The sequence below is a fragment of the Streptomyces sp. NPDC002868 genome (genome assembly GCF_055563295.1).
The window spans coordinates 838,447-853,947 of the sequence record NZ_JBVHDR010000001.1; the positions used below are offsets into that span (position 1 = coordinate 838,447).

At 71.0% G+C, this 15,501-nt stretch carries 7 protein-coding genes and 1 pseudogene; 6 read left to right on the plus strand and 2 right to left on the minus strand.

Annotated elements, in window-relative coordinates; translation table 11 throughout:
- Positions 1–140 precede the first annotated feature (140 nt).
- From ACZ3H8_RS03930 to ACZ3H8_RS03955, 6 genes and pseudogenes are all read left to right on the plus strand, one after another.
- Positions 141–1,199, plus strand: coding sequence for an acyltransferase domain-containing protein (locus tag ACZ3H8_RS03930; RefSeq protein ID WP_467396995.1), 1,059 nt, complete (start codon positions 141–143; stop codon positions 1,197–1,199).
- Positions 1,196–4,111 carry a type I polyketide synthase gene (locus tag ACZ3H8_RS03935; RefSeq protein WP_467396997.1) on the plus strand — a complete coding sequence of 972 codons (2,916 nt, stop codon included), beginning with the start codon at positions 1,196–1,198 and terminating at the stop codon, positions 4,109–4,111. The genes ACZ3H8_RS03930 and ACZ3H8_RS03935 overlap by 4 nt, the downstream gene beginning before the upstream one ends.
- A 122-nt stretch (positions 4,112–4,233) precedes the next feature.
- Positions 4,234–10,389 (plus strand): annotated as a pseudogene (locus ACZ3H8_RS03940) (type I polyketide synthase); the annotation flags it as partial.
- Between the two features lie 88 nt (positions 10,390–10,477).
- On the plus strand, positions 10,478–11,413 hold the full coding sequence (locus ACZ3H8_RS03945; RefSeq protein WP_467397000.1) for an aromatase/cyclase: 936 nt from the start codon (positions 10,478–10,480) through the stop codon (positions 11,411–11,413).
- A gap of 30 nt (positions 11,414–11,443) precedes the next feature.
- On the plus strand, positions 11,444–11,701 hold the full coding sequence (locus ACZ3H8_RS03950) for an acyl carrier protein (RefSeq protein WP_398982306.1): 258 nt from the start codon (positions 11,444–11,446) through the stop codon (positions 11,699–11,701).
- On the plus strand, positions 11,698–12,888 hold the full coding sequence (locus tag ACZ3H8_RS03955; protein ID WP_467397002.1) for an acyl-CoA dehydrogenase family protein: 1,191 nt from the start codon (positions 11,698–11,700) through the stop codon (positions 12,886–12,888). Before ACZ3H8_RS03950 ends, ACZ3H8_RS03955 begins: the two co-directional genes overlap by 4 nt.
- Positions 12,889–12,976: 88 nt before the next feature.
- Here the strand turns inward: ACZ3H8_RS03955 and ACZ3H8_RS03960 are convergent, their stop codons facing one another.
- The gene (locus ACZ3H8_RS03960) at positions 12,977–14,194 is read right to left on the minus strand and encodes a beta-ketoacyl synthase N-terminal-like domain-containing protein (RefSeq protein WP_467397005.1); all 1,218 of its coding nucleotides are present in this window, start codon (positions 14,192–14,194) and stop codon (positions 12,977–12,979) included.
- Complete coding sequence (locus tag ACZ3H8_RS03965) at positions 14,191–15,459, minus strand: beta-ketoacyl-[acyl-carrier-protein] synthase family protein (protein ID WP_467397008.1); 1,269 nt, start codon at positions 15,457–15,459, stop codon at positions 14,191–14,193. Before ACZ3H8_RS03965 ends, ACZ3H8_RS03960 begins: the two co-directional genes overlap by 4 nt.
- Positions 15,460–15,501 lie beyond the last annotated feature (42 nt).

The window sequence follows — 15,501 nt, forward strand, 5'->3', positions numbered from 1 at the left end:
GCACCCCTGAGGCCCGGAGTGTGGGACGGGAAGTTCGAAACCGGCTCGAGCCCGGATGGATCAGGGAAGTTCGAACCATCCTCAGGCGAGCCTCGAACACAGGGCAGCACCGTGTGCCCGAGCTGACGAAAGGTATGTGGATGTCGGACATGACGCAGCCCGCCCAGCCTGTCGTCCTGATGTTCGCCGGACAGGGTGCGCAGCACCCAAGGATGGCGGCAGGTCTGTACGGGCGCGAAGACACGTTCAGCACCTGGATGGACGAAGCATTCCGGCTGTTCGGGGACGACGGTGCGCGACTGCGGTCGGAGTGGCTCGCGCCGGCTCCGTCGCCGATGTTCGATGACGTGTCCGTGGCCCAGCCCCTGCTGTACGCGGTCAATCACGCCCTCGGACGGATGCTGCTCCACCGAGGCCTGAGTCCGGTCGCCATGCTCGGGCACAGCGTGGGAGAGCTCGCGGCCGCCACTCTGGCCGGCGTACTCGAATTTGCCGAAGGAATCCGGTTGATGCGCGGCCGGATGGCCCAGTTCGCGGACACTCCGCCCGGCGGGATGCTCGCGGTCGCCGCCTCGGTCGAGGAAGTCGCCGACGTCCTGGGCTCGGAGGTGCATCTGGCGGCGGTGAACGCGGGCCGTCAGTTGCTGCTGGCCGGTGAGCGCGAGCCGCTGGACGACGCCGCTCGGATCCTCAGCGGCAGAGGGCTGGTCTGCCGGGACGTCATGGCCCGCCAGGCGTTCCACAGTCCGGTGGTCGCCGGCGCCGTGGCCGCCTCCCTGCCCGACTGGCGCTCGGTGCGGCTGTCGCCGCCGCGGCTCACCGTGTACTCCGCCTACACCCAGGGCGTGCTCGGCGAACGAGAGGCGCGGGACCCCGAGTTCTGGGCCGGACAGGCCTCCGCGACCGTCTACTTCGCGCCGACCCTGACCACTCTGCTCACCGACCACCCGGACTGTCTGCTCGTCGAGGCCGGGCCGGGCCGGAGCCTGAGCACACTCGCACGCCGGCATCCGGCGGTCGCCACCGGTCGCAGCGCCGTCCTGGCACTGCTGCCGGACCGCTGCCGGGGCGACGAAGCCGACATCCAGGCCGTCGAGGCTGCCGAACGGCGGCTGTTCACCCGGCCCGTACCGACACAGACCGGGACCGCCGGGAGCGCACCTCTCGCCGTACCGGCGAAAACTGGGGGAAGGCCATGAGCGAAGACTTCACACGAGCACCCGCACCGGGCGCGGATGAACCCGTCGCCGTGGTGGGCATGGCCTGCCGCTTCCCCGGAGCGGACGGCCCGGCCGCCTTCTGGCGGCTTCTGGTGTCCGGCGGCCAGGCGATCGGGCCCGGGAGCGGTCTGCGGGAGGGCCGCCGTCCCGGCGGGTATCTGGAGGACGTCGACCGGTTCGACGCGGAGTTCTTCGGCATGCCGGCCCGGGAGGCGGCCGCGGCCGACCCGCAGCAGCGGCTGCTCCTCGAACTGTGCTGGCACGCGCTGGAAGACGCCCGCACCACCCCGGTAACGCTGTCCGCCGGTCCCACCGGGGTCTTCGTCGGCGCCGGTTCGGACGAGTACGCGTTCCTCAGCCGCGCCGCGGACGGGCCGCCGTCCACCTACACCATGACCGGAACGGGCAGGACCTTCCTCGCCAACCGGCTCTCCCACTTCTTCGGCTTCACCGGCCCGAGTCTCGTCGTCGACACCGGACAGTCCTCGTCGCTGTCCGCGCTGCACCAAGCCGTGCAGGGGCTTCGCCGAGGGGAATGCTCGACGGCGATTGTCGCGGGCGTCCAGCTCAACCTCACCGCCAAGGGCGACGAGGTGGTGGAGGCGCTCGGCGCCCTCTCACCCAGCGGGCGCTGCCACACCTTCGACGCCAGGGCGGACGGGATCGTCCGCGGTGAAGGAGCCGGGGTGCTGGTCCTCAAGCCGCTCAGCAAGGCCGTGGCGGACGCCGACCGGATCTACTGCACCGTACTGGGCGGTGCGATGAACAGCGACGGCGCCCGCACCGGGCTGACCGCGCCCAGCGAGGACGCCCAGCGAGAGGTCCTGACCGCCGCCTGCCGGCAGGCCGGGGTGTCTCCCGCCGATGTGAGCTATGTGGAGCTGCACGGCACCGGGACCGCGCTGGGGGATCCGGTGGAGGCCGTGGCACTGGGCGGTGCGCTGGGCAGCGGGCGGCCGTCGGACGGGCCGCTTCTGGTGGGGTCGGTGAAGACCAACATCGGGCATCTGGAGGCGGCGGCGGGAATCGCCGGGGTCATCAAGACTGCACTCGCCCTGTTCCACCGCGAACTGCCGCCCAGCCTCAACTACCGTGAGCCGAACCCGGCGATCGACATGAGCGCGCTGCGCCTGCGGGTCTGCGACGGCCGCCGGGCATGGCCGGAGAGGGGAGCGCCGCAGGTCGCCGGTGTCTCCTCCTTCGGCCTCGGTGGTACCAACTGCCATGTGGTGCTGGGCGAGGCTCCGTCCCGGGCCGTCACCGACGTGGAAGAGCCGGCCGCCCAGGTCTCGGTGGTACCCGTCGTGGTGTCCGGCCGGACCGAAGCGGCGATGCGGCAGCAGGCGAAGAATCTCGCCGACGTACTCGACGGCACCACCCGGCCGGCCGTGCTCGCCGACCTCGGCCTGGCGTCAGCGACGACCAGGACGGCGTTCGACCGGCGCGCCGCCGTGGTTGCCTCCGGTACCGACCAGTTGCTGACGAGTCTGCGTGCCCTCGCCGACGGCTCCCCGGCCGACGGGGCGAACCGCATAGTCCAGGGCACCCGCGGCAGCGGTCTCACCGCGTTCCTCTTCCCAGGCCAGGGCATGCAGCGCGCCGGCATGGGCGAGCAGCTGCACAAGGAATTCGGAGCCTTCGCCCGGGCGTTCGACGACGCGTGTGCCGCGCTGGAGCCGGTTCTCGGCGCGAGCCTCGCCGACGCCATGTGGGGCCGTCAGGACCTGGTCGACAAACTGAGTTACGCGCAGCCCGCCCTGTTCGCGCTCGAAGTCGGCCTGTACCGGCTGCTGGAGTCCTTCGGTCTGGTGCCGGACCTGCTGGTCGGCCACTCCCAGGGCGAGATCACCGCCGCACACGTGACGGGTGTGCTCTCCCTGGAGGACGCGGCCGCCCTGGTCGCCCACCGGGGACGGCTGATCAACACTCTGCCGCCCGGCGGCGCGATGATCGCCGTCCAGGCGGAGGAGGACGAGGTGCAAAGGGCGGTCGACCGGGAGCCGGGGCTCGTCGGCATCGCCGCGGTCAACAGCCCGCGCTCCCTGGTGGTGTCCGGTGAGGAGCAGGCCACCAGCAGGGTGGCCGCCCACTTCGAGTCGCTGGGGCGCCGAATCCGCCGACTGCGGATCGCGGTGGCCGGGCACTCCCCGCTGATGGCGCCCATCCGGGACGAGTTGCGAAGCGTCGCCGAGGGGCTGAGCTGGAACCCGCCCAGCGGCCCGGTGATTGTCTCGACGGTGACCGGCAGCCCGGCACTGGCCGAGCACATCGCCACCCCCGACTACTGGGCCCATCATGTGTGCGCCACCGTACGCTTCGGGCCTGCGCTCAGGACGGCTCACGAACTGGGCGCCCGCTTCTTCGTCGAACTGGGCCCTGGCCAGGGACTGTCGACCATGGCCGCGGAGACCGTGGACCACGGCGTGGAACGCTTCACCGCGCCCATGGCCACGGAGGACGAGACCGGCGGTGTGGCCGAATCCGTGGCCGCTGCCCATGTGTTCGGCGCGCCGGTCCGGTGGCCGGCCGTCTTCGGGCGGCACGCGCGGGCCACGGACCTCCCGCTGTATCCGTTCCAGCGGGGGCGCCATTGGCTGGACACCACGGAGGAGGTGGCGGCGCCGCAAGCCGGGAGCCCCGCCGTCCAGTGGAGCCGAGACCCGTTCGACCTGGTCGTGACCTCCACACTCGAAGTCCTCGGGCTGGGACCGGAGGCCGATCTCGATGTGAGCCGGTCCTTCAGCGACCTCGGGATGGACTCCCGGATGGCCGTGGCGTTGCGCACCATGCTGGCCAGGATCACCGGACGTCCCCTGCCCACCACGCTGCTCTTCGACCGGCCCACTCCCGCGTCCCTGATCGAGGCGTTCGAGTCGGACGCACCGCTCTAGCACGGGTCCGGCGCCGCAGCCACAGGGCCCGGCACCGCCCGTACGGCTCAGCCTGACCGGTCTGCGCCCACTTCATGAAAGGGCTGTTGCACATGATCCGCGAATCGGCTTCTCCGCACGGCGAGCAGGACGCGATCGCCATCGTGTCCATGGGCTGCCGCTACCCCGGTGGTGTCAGGACCCCGGAGGACCTCTGGCAGCTCGTCGCGGCGGGGGGCGACGCGATCACCGAATTCCCTGACAACCGCGGCTGGGACCTTGCGGACATATACGACCCGTCTCCGGACGCCGAAGGCAAATCCAGCACCCGGCACGGCGGATTCCTCCACGACGCGGACATGTTCGACGCGAAGTTCTTCGGCATTTCGCCTCGCGAGGCGGCGGGCATGGACCCGCAGCAGCGGCTGCTCCTCGAAGTGGCCTGGGACACCTTCGAGAGAGCCGGACTGGACCGGGCCGAACTGGCCGGCGCCAACGTCGGTGTCTTCGTGGGGGCGATGGCGCAGGAGTACGGGCCGCGGCTGCACGAGGACAGCCAGGGATCGGGCGGATACCGCATCACCGGCAGCACCACCAGCGTCGCTTCGGGCCGCGTCGCGTACTACTTCGGGCTGCGCGGCCCCGCGCTCACCGTGGACACGGCCTGCTCGTCCTCGCTGGTCGCCCTGCACATCGCCGCCCAGGCCCTGCGGATGGGCGACTGCGACATGGCGCTGGCCGGCGGTGTCGCGGTGATGCCCACTCCGGGCCTGTTCATCGACTTCAGTCGGCAGGGCGGCCTTTCGCCGGACGGGCGCTGCAAGTCCTTCTCCGACGACGCGGACGGCACTGCCTGGTCGGAGGGCGCGGGTCTGCTGCTGCTGGAGCGCGAGTCGGACGCCCTCGCGCGGGGGCACCGAATCCTCGCCCTGATCCGCGGCAGCGCCACCAACCAGGACGGCGCGAGCAACGGTCTGACCGCACCGAACAAGTCGGCTCAGGAGGAGGTCATCACCCTCGCCATGAGAAGGGCGGGGACCGACCCCCGGGACATCGACGCGGTAGAGGCACACGGCACCGGAACGGAGCTCGGCGACCCCATCGAGGCACGGGCGCTGGCGGCGACGTACGGCCGCAACCGCGCACCGGGCCGTCCGCTGTGGCTGGGTTCGCTGAAGTCGAACCTGGGGCACACACAAGCCGCCGCCGGGGTCGGCGGAGTGATCAAGATGGTCCAGGCGATGCGGGCCGGTGTCCTCCCGGCCACCCTCCACGTAGGGCGGCCGAGCCGGCACGTGGAGTGGGAGGACAGCGGGCTCTCTCTGCTGACCGAGGCCCGGCCCTGGCCGCGCGAGGAGCGGCCCCGGCGCGCCGCGGTGTCCTCCTTCGGGATCAGCGGCACCAACGCGCACCTCGTACTGGAGGAGGGGAGCCCGGCGCCCGCGGACGGCGAGGCCGCCACGGACGAGCCGGCCCGCTCCGCCGGCGGCCCGTTCGTCTGGTCCCTCTCCGCACCAAGCGGTGACTCGCTGCGTACCCAGGCCGAGGTGCTCGGTGACTTCGTGATCGGCGCGCCGGAGGCCACCCCCGAGGACGTCGGGCATGTCCTGCGCTCCCGGGCCCGGTTCGCCCACCGCGGAGCGGTGATCGCCGATACGAAGGAGGACCTGGCTGCCGGACTGCGCAGGCTCGCCTCGAAGGAGGCCGTTCCGGCCGTTCCCGGCCAGTACCGGTCGCCCACCGTGCTGCGCGGCGAGGCCCGGCAGGGCTCCGTCGGCCCGGTCTTCGTCTTTCCCGGGCAGGGATCGCAGTGGCGCGAGATGGGGCTCGCTCTGTCCGAGGAGTCCGAGGTCTTCCGCGACAGCATGCGGGCCTGCGGAGAGGCCCTGGCCCCGTACAGCGGCCGACAGCTCATCGATGCCCTGCGAGGCGAAGCGCTGGACAGGGTCGATGTCGTACAGCCGGCCCTGTTCGCCGTGATGGTGTCCCTGGCACGGCTGTGGGAGAGCGTGGGTGTCCGGCCGGCGGCGGTCATCGGTCACTCGCAGGGCGAGATCGCCGCCGCGCACGTGGCGGGCGCGCTGAGCCTCGGCGACGCCTGCAGGGTCGTCGCGCTGCGCAGCAAGGCGCTGCACACACTGGCCGGGAGCGGCGGGATGGTCTCCGTCCCGCTGGGCGCGGCTGACACACAGAGCCTGCTGGATTCCGTGGGCGGCCCGGCGCGTGGCGTCGGCATCGCCGCCCTGAACGGTCCCCATGTCACCGTCGTCGCAGGCGGCGAGGAGGCGCTGACCGAGCTGTTGACGGCCTGTGAGCGGCAGGGCGTCGACGCCAAGCGGATCGAAGTCGACTATGCCTCGCACACCGCCGCCATGGAAGTGCTCCGGGAGCCTCTGGCCCAGCAGTTGACGGGTGTGCTGCCGCGCCAGGCCGCCGTACCGATGTACTCGACCCTGACCGGCGAGGCCATCGACACCACGGTCCTGGACGCCTCCTACTGGTACGACAACCTTCGCGGCACCGTGCGGTTCCAGCCGGCCGTCGAGCGGCTCATCGCCAGGAGGCACCGGGCCTTCATCGAGATCAGTCCTCATCCCGTGCTCACCATGGGCCTGCTGGACATCCTCGATGGCGCCGGTGTGCAGGGCACCGTCATCGGGTCCATCCGCCGGGGCACCGGCCTGAGCCAGTTCGTCGCGTCCGCGGCCGCCGCCCAGGCATCCGGCGTGGCCGTGGACCTCTCCTCCGTCCAGCCGCAGGGCCGCAGGATCGACCTGCCGTCGTTCGCCTTCACCCGCAGCCGGTACTGGGTCACCGCTCCAGCCGGCGCCAGCGGCTCCGGGACGGGCGCCTTCGACACCGCGCACATCCCCATGCCGTCCGGCCAGTCCGTCTTCACCGCGACGATCGACCCGTCGCGGCACAAGTGGCTGGCCGCCCACGTCGTACGGGAGTCCACGCTGGTCCCGGCGACCGCCTTCCTGTCCCTCGCCGCCGAGGCCGGCGCCGCGGTGGGCTGCACGAAGGTCGCCGAGTTCACCGTCGGCGTCCCCCTGCCCGTCCCCGGGGAGGGAACGGTCGACGTCCGGGTTGTCCTGGAGCCCGCCGACGCCTCGGGCCGCCGGACGCTGACCGTGCATGCGCGCCGCCCGGACGGACCGGACTGGGTCGAGCACGCGTCCGGTGTGCTGGCTCCCGCAGGAGACGGCATGGACGCGGCGGCGCCGCACGCGACCGCGCAGTGGCCCCCGGCCGACGCCTCGCCCGTCGACCTGACCGGCGCGTACGACCGGCTGGCCGAGCGCGGCTACCGCTACGGCCCGGCGTTCACCGGCCTGCGCCGGATGTGGGTACGCGGTGAAGAGACCTTCGCCGAGGTGACTCTGCCGCAGGAAGCGGCGACCACCTTCCCGTACGCGACCGCGCATCCCGCGCTGCTCGACGCGGCCCTGCACGCCGCGGTGCTCCAGGCCGGTCGGGAACTGGTCGTGCCGTTCGCCTGGCGCGGCGTCACCCTGCCTCGCTCCGCCGCGCGGACACTGCGGGTTCGCATGGTGGAGGACGAGGGCGGACTGTCAATGGAGTGCGTGGACGAGCACGGCCGCACCGTCGCATCGGTCGACTCCCTCGTGCTGCGCCCCTTGGCGGGCGCCGGCGACGCCTTCGGTGACCGGGCCGCCAACTTCGAGCTGACCTGGGAACCTGTACCTGGGGACACCCTGCCTGCAGAGGACTGGTCGACACTGTCGGCGCCTGCGCTGGGCGCTGCCCGTGACTTCCCCGACCTCGAGTCGGTCCCCAGCCCTGTTCCGCACATCCTCGTCGCACCCGTCGAAGGGGGCGACACGGCCGACGACACCGGGTCGCTGCCTGCCGCCATGGACCGGCTGACCGGTGAGGTCACGGACCTGCTGCAGGGATGGCTGGCCGACCGGCGGTTTTCCTCGGCGCGCTTGGCGGTGCTGACCCGCCGGGCCCTGGACGTGACAGGTCGCGAACCCGTCCAGGGCCTGGCGTCATCCGTGGTCACCGGACTGGTCCGGGCCGCGCAGGCGGAGCATCCGGACACCTTCCTGCTGGTCGACATCGACGACGATCCGGCATCTGCCGACGTCCTGGGGGCGGCGCTCAACTGCGGCGCGCCCGAGACGGCCATCCGCGAGGGCAAGGTCTATCAGCCCCGGCTGCGCGCACCGGGCGGTGAGGGTCTGCCGGCACCGGACGGGCACGGCGCATGGCGCCTCGACGTCACAAGCAGGGGCACGCTGGACAACCTGGCGCTGGTGCCGCACCCGGAGGCCGCCCAGCCTCTCGGGCCCCGGGAGGTCCGTATCGAAGTACGGGCCGCAGGCCTCAACTTCCGGGACATCGCGGTCGGGATGGGCCTGGTCGCCACGGAGAAGACCATGGGCAGCGAGGGCGCCGGAGTGGTCACCGAGGTCGGGGCCGACGTCACCCAGGTCGCGGTGGGGGACCAGGTGTTCGGCGTCTTCGAGCGCTCCCTGGGACCCGTCGCGGTCGCCGACGAGCGGATGATCAAGGGCATCCCCGCCGGCTGGACCCACGCGCAGGCCGCGAGCGTCCCGATCGTGTTCATCACCGCCTACCAGTGCCTGGTGGAGGTCGCCGACGTACAGCCGGGCGAGTCGGTGCTGATCCACACGGCGACCGGCGGTGTGGGCCTTGCGGCTATCCAGCTGGTCAGGCATCTGGGCGCGGAGGTCTTCACCACCGCGGGGCCGAGCAAGCACGGGACGCTGCGGGACTGGGGAATCCCCGGTGACCACATCGCCTCGTCCCGTTCGCTGTCCTTCGAGGACGACTTCCGCGCGGCCACCGGCGGGCGGGGCATCGACGTCGTACTCAACTCGCTGGCCAATGAAGCCATCGACGCCTCGCTACGGCTGCTGGCGCCCGGTGGGCGGTTCGCCGAGATGGGCAAGACCGACATCAGGGACGTGGCAAGGACCGAGGAGCAGTACCCCGGCATCACCTACCGTGCCTACAACATCCTGGGCGTCGGTCCCGAGCGGATCGGCGAGGTGCTGGGCGAGCTGATCGCCCTGTTCGAGAGCGGCGCGCTGGCCCATCTGCCCCTGCGCACCTGGGACATCCACCACGGGCATGTACCGCTGCGCATGCTCAGCCGTGCCAAGCAGCGCGGCAAGCTCGCGCTGACCATGCGACGCGGCCTCGACGTGGCGCGCCCGGTGCTCGTCACCGGCGGTGTCGGCGGCCTGGGCGCGGTGCTGGCCCGCCATCTGGTCACCGTTCACGGCGCCCGCCGACTGCTGCTGCTGAGCCGCCGGGGCCCTGCCGCGCCGGGGGCGAGCGAACTGGCGGCGGAACTGGCGGGGCTGGGTGCCGAGGCACAGATCCTGGCGTGCGACGTCACCGACCGGGCCGCGCTCGCCAAGGTGGTCGCGGAACACTCGCCGGGAAGTGTCTTTCACACGGCCGGGGTGCTCGACGACGGTCTGATCACCCAGATGACACCGGCCAGACTGCGTGCAGTGGTGGGTCCAAAAGCACACGCTGCCTGGTACCTGCACGAGCTCACCCAGGACCTCGACCTCTCGGCGTTCGTGCTGTTCTCCTCCGCGGCGGGGGTAGTTGGCGGGCCGGGCCAGAGCAACTACGCGGCAGCCAACACCTTCCTCGACGCCCTCGCCCAGTACCGGCGGACCCGGGGCCTGGAGGCGACCTCGCTGGCATGGGGGCTGTGGGAGCAGCAGACCGGCATGACCTCGCATCTGACCGACCCCGATGTGGCCGCGCTGGCCGCCATCGGTATCGCGCCGATGGCAACCCAACCCGCGCTTCGGCTCCTCGACGAGGGAATGGCGTCCGCACGGCCGTTCCTGGTGGCCCTGCGGCCTGCCAACGACGGACCCCGGTCCGGAGGCCGGGCCGCCGGGCTGTTCCAGGCCCTGCACGAGCAAAGGGCGGCCGGCCGAGGCACCCCGACCGCGCCGGTCATCATCCCCGCGCCCGGTCGCGCCGACCAGAGGGCCGCGAGTGCGGACGAGTCCCCGCAGCCGCTGTCCGGACACACGGACCAGACGCTGGTGGAGATGGTGTGTGCCCACGCCGCCGAGGTGCTCGGCTACACCGACACCGTGACGGTCGGCCCGACGGACTCCTTCAAGGAGCTCGGGTTCGACTCACTGCTGAGCGTGGATCTGCGCAACCGGCTCAACGCGGCCACCGGGCTGCGGCTGCCGGCCGAGGCAGTGCTGCGCAACCCGACCCCCAAGGCGCTGGTGGAGTACATCCTCGCCGAGCCGGTCGCCGAATGAGCTCACTGCACCGCAGCTGTAGGGCCGCTCGACGCGGTACTGCCACATTTCCCGTACCGCGCACGCTGGAGAGGAGAGAGGGCTCGTCATGAGCAACACCGAGGTGACCCACCGGATCGACGTGGCGGCGTCGGCGGACGTCGTCTACCGCGTCGTCGCCGATGTGAGCCTGTGGCCGCTGTACTTTCCGCCCACCGTACGGGCCGAACGGGTGGCCGGGGACGACAGCGACGAACGGATACGGATCTGGGCAGTGGCCCATGGCGATCTGCGCACCTGGGAGTCGAGGCGCCGGCTGGACCCGGCCGGACACCGCGTGCGGTTCGAGCAGACCCGGCCCGCCTCCCCGGTCGCCGCGATGGGAGGCGAGTGGTCGGTCCAGGAACGCGGTGACGGTACCTGCACGGTGGTCCTCGACCACCACTACCGGGCCACCGCCGACGACCCGGCCGCCCTCGCCCGTATCGCGCAGGCCGTGGAGACCAACAGTGTCTCTGAGCTGAGCCATCTCAGGCGCGCGGCCGAGCGCGGCGAGGCCGAGAAAGAACTGCTGCTGGACTTCTCGGACACCGATGTGATCGCCGGATCGCTCGAGGACACCTACGACTTCATCTACGACGCGGCGAAGTGGCCGGACCGCATCCCGCACGTCGTGCGCATGGACCTGCGCGAGGACGTGAGTGGGCTGCAGTACATGGAGATGGACACGCGGGCGCCGGACGGGTCGGTGCATACGACGGTCTCCGGGCGGGTCTGCACTCCGCAGCGGCGGATCGTCTACAAGCAGACCAAGCTGCCGCCCGTGCTCCAGGCGCACAACGGCGAGTGGCTGTTCGAGGATGCCCCGGACGGCACGGTCAAGGTGACCTCGCGCCATCAGGTGATCCTCGACCCGGAGGCCATTGCCGCGCTCCCCGAACCTCCCGAGTCATTGGAGGCCGCGCGGGCGGCCGTGCGCAACTCCCTGGGCTCCAACAGCCGGGCGACGCTGGCCAGGGCCCGCGCGTTCATCGAAGCCCGCTGATTTCCCACACCACGAAGAAAGGTTGCTTCCATGGCCGAGTTGACGATCGACGACCTCAAGGGTTTCCTGCTGCGCGCGGTGGGCGAGGACGAGAGCATCGACCTGTCCGGTGACATCCTGGACACCCAGCTGGTCGATCTGGGCTTCGACTCGCTCGCCGTCATCGCGACGACGAGCAGTCTGGAGCAGCACTTCCAGATCAAGCTCGAGGACTCGGACGCCTCGGACATCGAGACGCCCAGGGACTTCCTCGACATCTTCAACCGCCAGCTGGCTCAGGCCGCGTGACCGGCGCGGCTTCACCCGACGCCGCGTCACGAGCAGCCGAACTGCTCGGCCGCGTACGGTCGTTCGTGCACGCGGAGATCCTGCCGAAGCCGGACCACTTCGACCAGCTGCCCACAGCGCCCACTCCCGAGTCCGCCCGGCTGGCCGAAGCCGGGCTGGCGAACTGGTGGATCCCCGCCGAGTACGGCGGTGCCGGAGTGTCCCTGCGGGACAGTGTGGACATCGTCTCGGAGCTGTCGTACGGCGACGCCGGATTCGCCTTCGGCTCCTTCCTGTCGATCCTGGGCACCACCATGCTCCAGCTTTGCGGCGAGGAGTCCCTTGTGCGCCCCCATCTGGAGCGCATGGCGAGTGAGGGCGGCGTGCTCGGGATTCTCGCCAGCGAGGAGGAGGCGGGAAGCGAACTCGGCCGGATAACCACCGGATACAGCCGCGACGGCGGGAAGGTGGTCATCAGCGGGGACAAGTACTTCTCCACCAACACCGATGCCGCCGAGCTGCTGCTGGTGGTCGCCCGGGACGCCGACGACGACGCGGTGTTCAGCGTGATCCTGGTGCCCCGTGAGACCGCCGGCGTGGAGATCGTCAAACGCTGGGACATGATCGGGATGCGGGGCTCGGCCACTTATCAGGTCCGACTGCGCGACTGCGTAGTGCCGGCCGAGTACTGCCTGCGCGGAAACGGTCTGAGGAACCTGGAGATCGGGCTGAACGCCAGCCGGATCCTCATCGCCTCAACCGCCATCGGCCTGGCCCGCCGGGTCCGGGACCTGTCGATGGAGTACGCGTCGGTGAAGCAGGTGCACGGCGCTCCGCTCGTCCGCAACGCGGTCTTCGCCGGCAAGCTCGGCCAGATCGAGATGCTGATCGACGTCATGCGCAACCAGTGCCGCGCGGCCGCGGCGGAGTTCGACAGCTATATGGCGCAGGCCGACCCGGCGTCCGCCATGTACCGGATCGGCACGCTGCGTTCGGCTCTGGCGGCGAAGATGTACTGCGGCCAGGCCGCCTGGCAGGTGGCGACCATGGGTTCGGAGATGTTCGGCGGTCTGGGCTACACCCATGACCACCCCATCGGGAAACTGGTGCGCGATCTGCGGTACGTCGGCCTGGTCGAGGGCGGCGACGACGTCGTCCGGGATCTGCTCTTCACCCGGTACGTCGTACCGACCGGAAAGCGGCGCTGAGCCGCAGGACCGGACGGTCGCGCAGCGGCGGATCCACAAAGGCCCGGGGGCCCGGCTCGATCGAGCCGGGCCCCCGGGCGTGTGACCGTCACGGCTTGGTGAGCACCATGGCCGACGCGAACCCGCCGTGGCCCCGGGCCAGCACCAGTGCCGAGCGCACCTCCTGTGTGCGCGGCTCGCCGACGACGAGGTCGATCCTGGGGTCGACCGCCGTACGATCCAGCTCGGGCACCGGGGGAACGACGCCGTCGCGCATGCTGAGCAGCGCGGTCACGACATCGAGGGCAGCACCGCCGGACATCATCCGGCCCACCAGTGCCTTCGGCGCGCTCACCGGAACCCGCCGGGTGCCGAACAGCGTGGTCAGCGCGTCGGCTTCGGCCCGGTCGAGGGGTACGCTGCCGGCGGCATCGGCGAATACCACGTCGATGTCCTCCGCCGCCGTTCCGGAATCGGCCAGCGCCGCCCGCGCGGCCCGCAGCAGGCCGTCACCGGAGGAACCCGCCGCGTCCGGGTCGAAGGTCGCCGCATGGCCCGCCACCACACCGTGGACGGTGCGGGCGCCCCGCTCGGCCGCACCCTCCCTGGACTCCAGGACGAGCACGGCCCCGCCCTCGCCCGGTACGAAACCCGAGGACGAGGAGTGGAACGGCAGATACGCGCGCTCGGGATCGTCGCTCCGGCTCACTCCGGTGGCAGCTGAGACGGTTGAGACGCCATAGGGGCACAGCATGCTGTCGAATCCGCCGGTGACCATGACAGGAGTCCCCTTGTGCACGCGCCTGCGGGCGAACGCGATCGAGTCGAGACCGCCGGCCTGCTCCGAGACGACCACTCCGCCGGGGCCCCGCATTCCGTTCCTGATCGAGATCTGGCCGGTGTTGACCGCGTAATACCAGGCGAACGACATATAGGGGCTCACTGACTCCCAGCCGGTGCCCCACAGCTGCTGGAGCTGCTGCTGACCGAACTCCAGGCCGCCGGTGGCACTGGAGACGGCGACACCGGCCGCGAACTCCGGCAGCGCTGCGGGGTCGACCTCCGCGTCGGCCAGCGCCGTGTCGGCGCACATCATGGCGAGCTGTGTCAGCCGGTCCGTCTGCGGGACCAGCTTCTTCGGGAAGGTGCGCTCGGCATCGAACTGGGGTATCTCGGCAGCCAGCCGTACCGGATAGCGAGCCGCGTCGAACCGGCTGATGGGCCGGATCGCCGAGACGCCCTTCAGGGTGGCAGCCCAGTAGGTCTCGATCCCCACTCCGTTCGGTGCGACCACGTCGACACCGGTGACAACGACGTCCTGATTCATGATGCGGTCCGCTCCAAACTGGTCAGTACCATCGCGCTCTGGAAACCCCCGAAGCCGCTGCCGACGGTGAGCACTGCGTCGAGTTGCTTCTCGCGGGCCGTGTTCGGCACGTAGTCCAGGTCGCACTCGGGGTCCGGTTCGTGCAGATTGGCCGTGGGTACGACGACGCCGTTGCGCATCGACAGGGCGCAGGCCGCGATCTCCAGCGAGCCGATCGCACCGAGCGAGTGGCCGATCATGGCCTTGATCCCGCTCATCGGTGTGCGGTAGGCGTGCTCTCCGAGGCTCTTCTTGACCGCGGCCGTCTCGTGGCGGTCGTTCTGCTTGGTGCCGGAACCGTGGGCGTTGACGTAGTCGATGTCATCGGGATTCACCCGGGCTTCGTTCATCGCCAGGTCGATGGCCTCTGACATCTCCCGGCCGTCCGCCTTCAGCCCGGTCATGTGGAAGGCGTTGCAGCGCGAGGCGTAGCCGGACACCTGTGCGTAGATGGTCGCGCCGCGGCGCCTGGCGTGCTCGTACTCCTCCAGAATCAGCACCGCCGCGCCTTCGCCGAGGATCAGGCCCGTTCTCGTCCGGTCGAACGGCCGACAGGCGGTGGCCGGGTCGTCGTTGCGGGCGGACGTGGCCCTGATGACGTCGAAGCAGGTCACGGTGATCGGGGAGATCGGCGCGTCGGTCGCCCCGGTGACCATGACATCGGCCTCACCGTCCCGGATCAGCTCAGCGGCGTACCCGACCGAGTCGATGCCTGAGGTGCAGCCGGTCGAGACGACCGTCGCGGGCCCCAGGGCGCCGCTGGTCCGGGCGACTTCGGCGGCGATGGAACTCGGCAGGAAGTAGTCGTACAGATGCGGCACGGCGAACGACGGGTCGACGACCCAGTCCTGGCCGCCGTTGGACAGAACGGAGTACTCCCGCTCCATGGTTGTGGTGCCGCCGACGGCACTGCCGACGGCCACGCCTGTGCGCTCCGCGAGCGCGCCGTCGAGCTCCAGGCCACTGTCCGCGAGAGCCTCCCCGGCCGCGACCATGGCCAGTTGGGAGACCCTGTCGGTACGGCGGACCTCCTGGGGGGTCAGCCCGAGCGCGAGCGGGTCGAAGTCGCATTCGGCCGCGACCCGGCACCGGTGCTTACTCGCGTCGAACTGTGTGATCGTGCGTGTCGCTGTCCTGCCATCGGCGAGAAGCTGCCAGAAGGGCGCCCTTCCGATGCCTCCGGGCGCGACGACGCCGATTCCGGTGATGACTGCCCTGCGGGCCATGAGTCTCCTTCGCGGTGACGGTGGATCAGGTTCTGCCGGCCG

What these genes read in the sequence shown, in the direction of transcription:
- ACZ3H8_RS03950 (WP_398982306.1), top strand. Translation starts at nt 11,444, where the DNA reads ATGGCCGAGTTGACGATCGACGACCTCAAGGGTTTCCTGCTGCGCGCG.
- ACZ3H8_RS03960 (WP_467397005.1), bottom strand. Translation starts at nt 14,194, where the DNA reads ATGAATCAGGACGTCGTTGTCACCGGTGTCGACGTGGTCGCACCGAAC.
- ACZ3H8_RS03965 (WP_467397008.1), bottom strand. Translation starts at nt 15,459, where the DNA reads ATGGCCCGCAGGGCAGTCATCACCGGAATCGGCGTCGTCGCGCCCGGA.
- ACZ3H8_RS03930 (WP_467396995.1), top strand. Translation starts at nt 141, where the DNA reads ATGTCGGACATGACGCAGCCCGCCCAGCCTGTCGTCCTGATGTTCGCC.
- ACZ3H8_RS03935 (WP_467396997.1), top strand. Translation starts at nt 1,196, where the DNA reads ATGAGCGAAGACTTCACACGAGCACCCGCACCGGGCGCGGATGAACCC.
- ACZ3H8_RS03945 (WP_467397000.1), top strand. Translation starts at nt 10,478, where the DNA reads ATGAGCAACACCGAGGTGACCCACCGGATCGACGTGGCGGCGTCGGCG.